This is a genomic window from Candidatus Thiodiazotropha sp. AKIB8 (assembly GCF_058244675.1).
Genome location: NZ_JBSYOO010000014.1, coordinates 21134 through 28431 on the forward strand (window position 1 = coordinate 21134; position 7298 = coordinate 28431).

Annotated in this window: 8 protein-coding genes; 3 read left to right on the forward strand and 5 right to left on the reverse strand. The window is 49.4% G+C overall.

The window, feature by feature from the left end:
* Positions 1–31 precede the first annotated feature (31 nt).
* From modC to AC4IFB_RS02460, 4 genes are all read right to left on the reverse strand, one after another.
* Positions 32–1105, reverse strand: coding sequence for a molybdenum ABC transporter ATP-binding protein (gene modC, locus AC4IFB_RS02445; protein WP_490778287.1), 1074 nt, complete (start codon positions 1103–1105; stop codon positions 32–34).
* Complete coding sequence (gene modB, locus AC4IFB_RS02450; RefSeq protein WP_490778286.1) at positions 1102–1779, reverse strand: molybdate ABC transporter permease subunit; 678 nt, start codon at positions 1777–1779, stop codon at positions 1102–1104. Before modB ends, modC begins: the two co-directional genes overlap by 4 nt.
* Positions 1780–1847: 68 nt before the next feature.
* Positions 1848–2606, reverse strand: coding sequence for a molybdate ABC transporter substrate-binding protein (modA, locus tag AC4IFB_RS02455; RefSeq protein WP_490779289.1), 759 nt, complete (start codon positions 2604–2606; stop codon positions 1848–1850).
* 29 nt (positions 2607–2635) lie between these two features.
* On the reverse strand, positions 2636–3439 hold the full coding sequence (locus tag AC4IFB_RS02460) for a TOBE domain-containing protein (RefSeq protein WP_490778284.1): 804 nt from the start codon (positions 3437–3439) through the stop codon (positions 2636–2638).
* A 309-nt stretch (positions 3440–3748) separates the two neighbouring features.
* Between AC4IFB_RS02460 and thiL the strand changes: the two genes are divergently transcribed.
* The 3 genes from thiL to AC4IFB_RS02475 are packed head-to-tail and all read left to right on the forward strand — an operon-like array spanning position 3749 to position 5963.
* Positions 3749–4786 (forward strand): thiamine-phosphate kinase, encoded by a 1038-nt coding sequence (gene thiL, locus AC4IFB_RS02465; RefSeq protein WP_490779290.1) that lies wholly within the window; start codon positions 3749–3751, stop codon positions 4784–4786.
* Between the two features lie 43 nt (positions 4787–4829).
* On the forward strand, positions 4830–5318 hold the full coding sequence (locus AC4IFB_RS02470; RefSeq protein ID WP_490778282.1) for a phosphatidylglycerophosphatase A family protein: 489 nt from the start codon (positions 4830–4832) through the stop codon (positions 5316–5318).
* Positions 5319–5963, forward strand: a complete 645-nt coding sequence (locus AC4IFB_RS02475; RefSeq protein WP_490779291.1) for a retropepsin-like aspartic protease family protein — start codon at positions 5319–5321, stop codon at positions 5961–5963.
* A gap of 103 nt (positions 5964–6066) precedes the next feature.
* On the opposite strand, the gene folE2 is transcribed toward AC4IFB_RS02475, so the two are convergent.
* Positions 6067–6885: a GTP cyclohydrolase FolE2 gene (gene folE2, locus AC4IFB_RS02480; protein ID WP_490778280.1), complete on the reverse strand. Its 819-nt coding sequence runs from the start codon at positions 6883–6885 to the stop codon at positions 6067–6069.
* Between the last annotated feature and the right edge of the window lie 413 nt (positions 6886–7298).

Here is a 7298-nt window from a genome sequence, read left to right on the forward strand (position 1 = left end):
ATGACGCACCACACTAGTATGACGCACCACACTAGGAGAGCAGAGCAACGCTCTTTACCTGCGCATAGAGCAACATATCTTCATGGATTCCCATCCCCATGGCTGATCGACGAGTAATACGTGATAGCAGGGTTTGTCCATCTTCCAATTCCAGCCGTACCAGCATTTGAGTCTGGTTGATATCATGCGTATCAATCACCCGGGCTGGCAGAATATTGAGGATGCTGGAGTCCGAATGGGCGTGCAGTGAGAGACTCACATCGCGGGCCTGAATCTGTACCCTGGCATGCCTGCCAACGGGTAAATCCTCTCGTGGTACAACGACCCTGTTACCCTGCAAAGATATCCAGGTCAGGTGATAGCTGTTGTCATGGGAACTGACGGTTCCCTCAAGCAATGCTGAGGCATCATCATACCCTGATAGGGGGAGATCGAGCCGGGTCAGTAGTTGGGCGGCATCACCCTCTGCAATTACTTTACCTTGCTCCAATAACACCATTCGGTCAGCCAGTCGGGCGACTTCATTGGGGTCGTGAGAGACATAGAGTGAGGGGATGCCGAACTCATCGTGCAGGCTCTCAAGATAGGGCAGGATAATCTGTTTGGCACCATGGTCGAGTGCTGAGAGGGGCTCATCCATCAAAAGCAGCCGAGGGCTCGTCAGCAGGGCACGGGCGATTGCAACCCGCTGACGTTCTCCACCTGATAACTTGTGAGTCTCTCTCTTGAGTAGTGCGGCAATTCCAAGCAATTCAACCACATCATGAAAAGGAATTTGCCGCTCCTTTTCTGCCACACGACGCAGCCCATATTCGAGATTTCGGCGAACCGAAAGGTGGGGGAAAAGACTCGCCTCCTGAAACACATATCCCAGGGCTCTTCGATGGGTTGGCACAAAACAGCTCTGATCCTGCCATACCTCATCGTTGATGCGTACCAGACCTTTAGCTGGACGTTCCAGGCCGGCAATGGCTCTGAGTACACTGGTCTTTCCGGAACCTGAAGATCCAAACAGGGCAGTGACGCCTTGAGCTGGTGCATTAAAAGAGACGTCCAGACTGAACTCACCAAGGCTGTTCTCTATTTGAACTTCAATACCACTCATAACTGATGATTCCTGGTATAGCGGCCATTGAGCAGATATAGGGTCATCAGAACCAGGAAAGAGAAGCCGAGCATGCCTGCGGCAAGCATGTGGGCCTGTCCATATTCCAGGGATTCCACATGATCATAGATCGCTACAGAGAGTACTTTGGTTTCACCAGGGATGTTGCCGCCAATCATCAATACCACGCCGAATTCCCCCACGGTATGTGCAAAGCAGAGAACTGCCGCAGTAAGAAATCCGGGACGGGCCAGAGGTATCACTACAGTGAGGAAACGATCCCATGGTGAAGCGCGTAGGGTAGAGGCTACTTCCATGGGGCGGGGGCCAAGGGCTTCAAAGGCATTTTGCAGAGGCTGTACCACAAAGGGCATGGAGTAGAGCACTGAGGCAAGCACCAGGCCTTCGAATGTGAAAGGCAGGGTGCCTATTCCCAGGGCCTGGGTCAGCTGCCCCACAGGTCCATCGGGAGCCAACATAATGAGCAGGTAGAAGCCGAGTACCGTAGGCGGAAGCACCAATGGCAGGGCGACAACTGCGGCCAGCGCCTGTTTGTACCAGGCATGGGTTTTTGCCAGCCACCAGGCGATAGGTGTGCCAATGATCAGCAACAATAGTGTTGTGGTGCCAGCTAACTTAAGGGTCAGCCAGACCGGTTGCCAGTCGAATGCCATAGTCTGCTCCAGTAGTTATACCTCGGAAGATAGAGGTGGGATCAAAACCCACCACCTGGTGATGGATTTCACTCTACTCCGTAGCCAAACTCTTTGATCACTTTGCGTGCCTCATCGCTTTTAAGAAACGCAAGTAAGTCGGTGGCGGCTGGGTTGGATTCTCCTTTTTTCAACAAAACCGCTGCCTGATCTATCGCTCTATAGTAGTTTGATGGAATCTCCCATAATGTACCGCGTTTTCCCTTCCAGGCCTTGATCTGAGCTAAGGCGATGAAGCCGGCATCGGCATTGCCGGTTGCTGCAAACTGAAAGGTTTGAGAGATAGAGTCGCCTTTCACTAGCTTGGAGCGGTTATTTTCCAGAACACCAAGCTGCTGCATCACCTGCTCCGCAGCCTGACCATAGGGTGCGGTTTTTGGATTGGCCAGGGCCAGATGTTTGAACGTCCCGTGTTTCAGGAAAGTCTCGCCCTCCTTGAACAGATCTTGTTTGATACTCCAGAGCACCAATTTACCTTTCGCATAGACAAAGTGGCTGCCTGCAACCGCGAGCCCCGCTTTTTCCGCCATTATCGGTCTCTTGGTATCCGCTGCCAGGAAGAGTTCGAAAGGGGCGCCATGCTCAATCTGTGAATAGAGTTTACCTGTTGAGCCATAACTGACTTTGGTTGTGTGTCCAGACTGCTTTTCGAATAGTTTGACAATCATGCGGGTGGCATCGGTGAAATTGGCCGCAACTGCAATCTTCACCTCTTCAGCAACCACTTGGGTAGCAAATAGGGGTATACTAATTAAGGTAGCTTGCAGGAGAGATTTAAAAAGTTTCACGATAGATACTCCATATCATGGTTGTAAAATCAGTGGACACCGAGGATGACGTGTGAGGCTTTTACCAAAGCGCAAACCTCACTGCCTTGCTCAAGGTGCATCGCTTTGGCACTCTCTTCTGTGATTATGGCGGTAAGGGTTTTGTCGCCATCCAGTGATATCAGGGCTTCACTATTCACAGGGCCATGGCGTAGCTCACAAACACTACCGCAGAGACGATTTCTGGCACTGCTCGCAAAGCACGCATCTGCTGGCACCAGAATAATGAATGAGGCTTTGATCAATGCGTAGGCTTCACTCCCCAGGCTGAGGCCGAGCTGTTCCACAGATTCGCGGGTAACCATAGCAATCAAGCGATCTTTCTCATTGATCGACAGAGTGACTTCACTATTAATGGGGCCTGCACTGATGGCCTCTACTCTCCCTTGAAACTGGTTTCTTGCGCTGGTACGCATGGTAAGTTTCCTGATGTTTTGCTGTAATTTCCCGAAGTCATCCAGTTTTTGGCTGAGCCCATCAGTAAAGTGCTGATACTCAGCAAGCAATACTTTGAATCCATTAATCAGCTGGTGACCCTCATCGGTTAATCGGGTACCACCACCGTGACTGCCACCTGGTTGTTTAGCGACGAGTGGGCTATCCCAGAGATTGTTCATCTCATTCAGGGCGTCCCAGGCTGATCGATAACTGATCTTCAACACTTTAGCTGCTGCAGAGATCGACCCCTGATTGTCGATAGTCTCCAGAAGTTCGATGCGTTTGGCAGTAATAGTGCCTCCGAGATCACTGCTGAGGCGTAAATCTCCAGCTATGTAGGTATGTCGTCTGCTCATCTATGCCAGCTTATTGGGATTCCTGAGAAAGCGTTATTCCGATATGCAGAATCATTGCATAACGTTAGTCAGTAACAATATCAACTTGTAGTGCAGTTCGTGTGCCAAAAAAATAATTATATAAAATACAACGTGTTAAGTTATTTTGATGGATTTGATTAATGTGGCTTTTTCGACAATTGTCGGTTTTACCTCAGTCGAAATGAATTCTGCCGAGCTATTCAGCTCACGGGATATCTTGTGCACGTTGGGCACTACAGTTCGTCTTGTTCAAATTTATTCGTATTTAGCTTGTAGCGCAGTATCAAGATGGCCAAGGTCAACATGGAAAGTTACACTGCAAATTATAGAAGACAACTGCCGACTGACTTGATGAAGATTGTTCGAGAAACCACTGAATTCGCACTGATAAATCGCTATTTCAAGAAACTCACCAATTCGAGGGAGGATGTGGTGCTTGGAATTGGTGATGATGCAGCCCTGCTGGAAGTACCCGATGATATGTCCCTGGCGGTGAGCATGGATACCCTGGTATCAGGAATACACTTTTTTGAGCAGGTCGCTCCTGAGTCCCTTGGGCATAAAGCACTGGCAGTTAATCTCAGTGATCTGGCGGCCATGGGAGCCGATCCGGCCTGGGTGACACTCTCTTTGACCTTGCCTGAGGTGGATGAGACTTGGGTGTACGAGTTTTGTCGGGGATTTGCCGGATTGGCCAACCAATATGGTGTACAACTGATTGGTGGGGATACCACCAGAGGGCCGCTTAGTATTTCGGTGCAAGTGCATGGGTTTGTACCTCAACACCTCGCCATGAGGAGAGGCGGCGCAAGGGTGGGGGATGATATCTACGTGACTGGAACCTTGGGAGATGCCGCATTTGCATTGAAACAGCTTAAGCAATCGAAATCGCCTTCAGCATTGGCACCACTGGAGCGATTGGAGCGACCACAACCCAGAGTTGAAGCTGGACTTGCATTGCGTCACTTAGCCCATAGCGCCATTGACCTTTCAGATGGCCTTTTGGCGGATCTTGGGCATATTCTCTCATTGAGTGGTGTTGGCGCTACTTTGCAGCTGGAGACAATACCCCTCTCAGCGGAAGTGGCTTCAGCAATGGGTTTGCATCGGGATTGGTCTTTAATCGTAGCGGGAGGAGATGACTACGAACTCTGTGTTACCCTGCCTGCATCCGATAGGGAAGAGGTGGCCGAGATCGCCAGTGGATTAGGCCTGTTCATAACCCGTATAGGACAGATAGAAAAACAACAGGGATTACGTTGTCGGGACAGTAATGGTGATCACTGGTCACCTGCTCACCTGGGTTTTGACCACTTCTCGTCATAATTCCAGATTCCGCAAATCCATGTTCAACTAAGATTCTGGGATAATGGAAGCTGATCAAGATACATCTCGACCGGATATGAAAAATCCGATACATGTTCTGGCATTTGGTTTTGGCACGGGTATGCTGCCAAAAGCCCCTGGAACCTATGGCACCCTTGTAGGAATACCGGCCTATCTATTGATACAGCCTCTGCCTCTGATCTACTACATTGCTCTTGTGAGCTTGGCGTTTGTCCTGGGTATCTGGTTATGCGAAGTGACCTCCCGGGATCTGGGGGTTCATGACCATGGCGGGATCGTCTGGGACGAGATTGTCGGCTATCTGGTTACAATGACTTTTGCACCTGAGGGGTGGCTCTGGATATTGGTGGGTTTTCTGCTATTTCGCTTTTTCGATATTGTGAAACCCTGGCCTATAGGATGGATTGATAAAAGAGTCGGGGGCGGTTTCGGTATTATGGTGGATGACTTGGTTGCTGGTCTGTTTGCTGCCGGGTCTCTTGTTCTGCTGAATCAATGGGAGTGGTTCTGAATGCTATACCGTCTATTACTGTTGCTCCTGCTCTCCTTAACCATATCGCAAGTTTATGCGGTTGAGAAGATCGTGGTTGAGGCGTTGTTTGCTGATAAGGCCATGGTCAGTCTGGATGGAACCAGACGACTGTTGAAACTCAATAAGCCTTCTCCGGAAGGGGTGCTGTTGATCTCAGCAACAAGTAAAGAGGCGGTGATTGAGATTAATGGCAAGCGTGATAAATATCTCCTGGGTGGACACATCACGACTCAATTCAAACAGCCACAACAGCAGACGGCCAAAGTCTGGCGTGATCAGGCAGGGGCCTATACCACAGTCGGTACCATCAATGGATTGACAGTGAAATTTCTCGTCGACACCGGTGCGACCGCTGTTGCCTTGAATACCTCCCAGGCAAAAAGATTGGGGATCCCTTACCGAATTGAGGGTAAGCGTATCTATGTGAATACTGCAAATGGAGTTACTACGGGATATCAGGTGGTGCTGGATCGGGTGCAGGTAGGGAATATCACTCTCAACCAGGTGAGTGGAATGGTTGTCGAGGGTAGTGGGCCTGGTCGTGTATTATTGGGTATGAGCTTTCTTAATCGGGTGAAAATGAAAGATCAGGGGGAAGTTCTGCTGCTTGAGACGCGCTTCTGAGCGCACTTTTTTCTGCTTGATGAGGTTATTAGACAGCAGGCTGTTACTTTAGCCCAGACCTGTTTCTGGGCTTCTCTAAATCAATCTGTACCAGCGTAATCTATCAGGCCGGATCAGTCAGCTTGTCTCTTTCAATCAGTGCATAGGCAGAGTGGTTGTGAATCGATTCGAAATTTTCCGATTCAATGACATAGGCACTGATACGATCTTCGCGGTTAAATTGAACTGCAATGTCCCGCACCATATCCTCAACAAATTTCGGATTATCGTAGGCCGTTTCGGTGACAAATTTCTCGTCAGGTCGTTTAAGTAGGCCGAACAGTTCGCAGGAGGCCTGCTCCTCTACCATGTCGATGATCTCTTCTATCCAGATGAAACCACTGGTTCTTGCCAGCACAGTGACATGGGAGCGCTGATTATGTGCGCCACGGTCAGAAATCTTTTTTGAACATGGGCACAAGCTGGTAACTGGGACCACAACCTTTATTTCGATGATCGGTGTGCCGTCATGGATTTCACCAATCAAAGTAACGTTGTAATCGAGCAGGCTTTTTACACCGGAGATTGGCGCAGTCTTATTGATGAAGAACGGAAAGTTCATCTCAACATGGCCCGACTTGGCTTCCAGGCGTTCGGTCATCTCAGCCAGCATATCTTTGAAAGATTCGACTGTGATCTCTGTTTCATGGCTGTTCAAAATCTCCACAAACCTGGACATGTGAGTGCCCTTGAAATTGTGGGGAAGATTGACGTACATATTGAAATTGGCAATGGTGTGCTGCTCACCCTCACTCCGGTCCCGGATGCGCATAGGGTGGCGGATATCCTTGATACCTACCTTGTTAATGGCAATTTGGCGAGTGTCGGCGGTATTCTGAACATCTTCGATCTGAGTGCCATTAAGTGGTGTTTTGTCGAGCATGTCGGTGTTTTCCTGTCCTACCCTATGGGCTATGGACCGCTAGTCAAATAGGTTCGTTCCAAGGTTATCCGTACAGATTATCTGGGACAACAGAAAGAACGCCGGGTATTTATACCCCGCACTCAATCAGTTATTGGATCACCCGTGTCTATTGGATAGACATAAAACGTTCGGGTCGAACAGCAAATTATCTCCAGAATATATAGGCTGAGTCAATTGTCAGGTGGCTAAATGAGTGTTTTGATCCATTAAAATTATTGGGGATTGGGTGTCAGTACTATTGGGTCAGTAGCGAATGGCACTTACTTAAGGGGATTTGTTACGTAGAACGAGAATTTTCTGAGGTAACCAAGCTATTTTGGTGGGGCAGGGCCCCACCCTACGCCCTGAATTGAACGGTAGGGTGGGGCCCT

Coding starts and splice junctions, on each gene's coding strand:
- modC (WP_490778287.1), bottom strand. CDS start 1,105: ATGAGTGGTATTGAAGTTCAAATAGAGAACAGCCTTGGTGAGTTCAGT.
- modB (WP_490778286.1), bottom strand. CDS start 1,779: ATGGCATTCGACTGGCAACCGGTCTGGCTGACCCTTAAGTTAGCTGGC.
- AC4IFB_RS02460 (WP_490778284.1), bottom strand. CDS start 3,439: ATGAGCAGACGACATACCTACATAGCTGGAGATTTACGCCTCAGCAGT.
- thiL (WP_490779290.1), top strand. CDS start 3,749: ATGGCCAAGGTCAACATGGAAAGTTACACTGCAAATTATAGAAGACAA.
- AC4IFB_RS02470 (WP_490778282.1), top strand. CDS start 4,830: ATGGAAGCTGATCAAGATACATCTCGACCGGATATGAAAAATCCGATA.
- AC4IFB_RS02475 (WP_490779291.1), top strand. CDS start 5,319: ATGCTATACCGTCTATTACTGTTGCTCCTGCTCTCCTTAACCATATCG.
- folE2 (WP_490778280.1), bottom strand. CDS start 6,885: ATGCTCGACAAAACACCACTTAATGGCACTCAGATCGAAGATGTTCAG.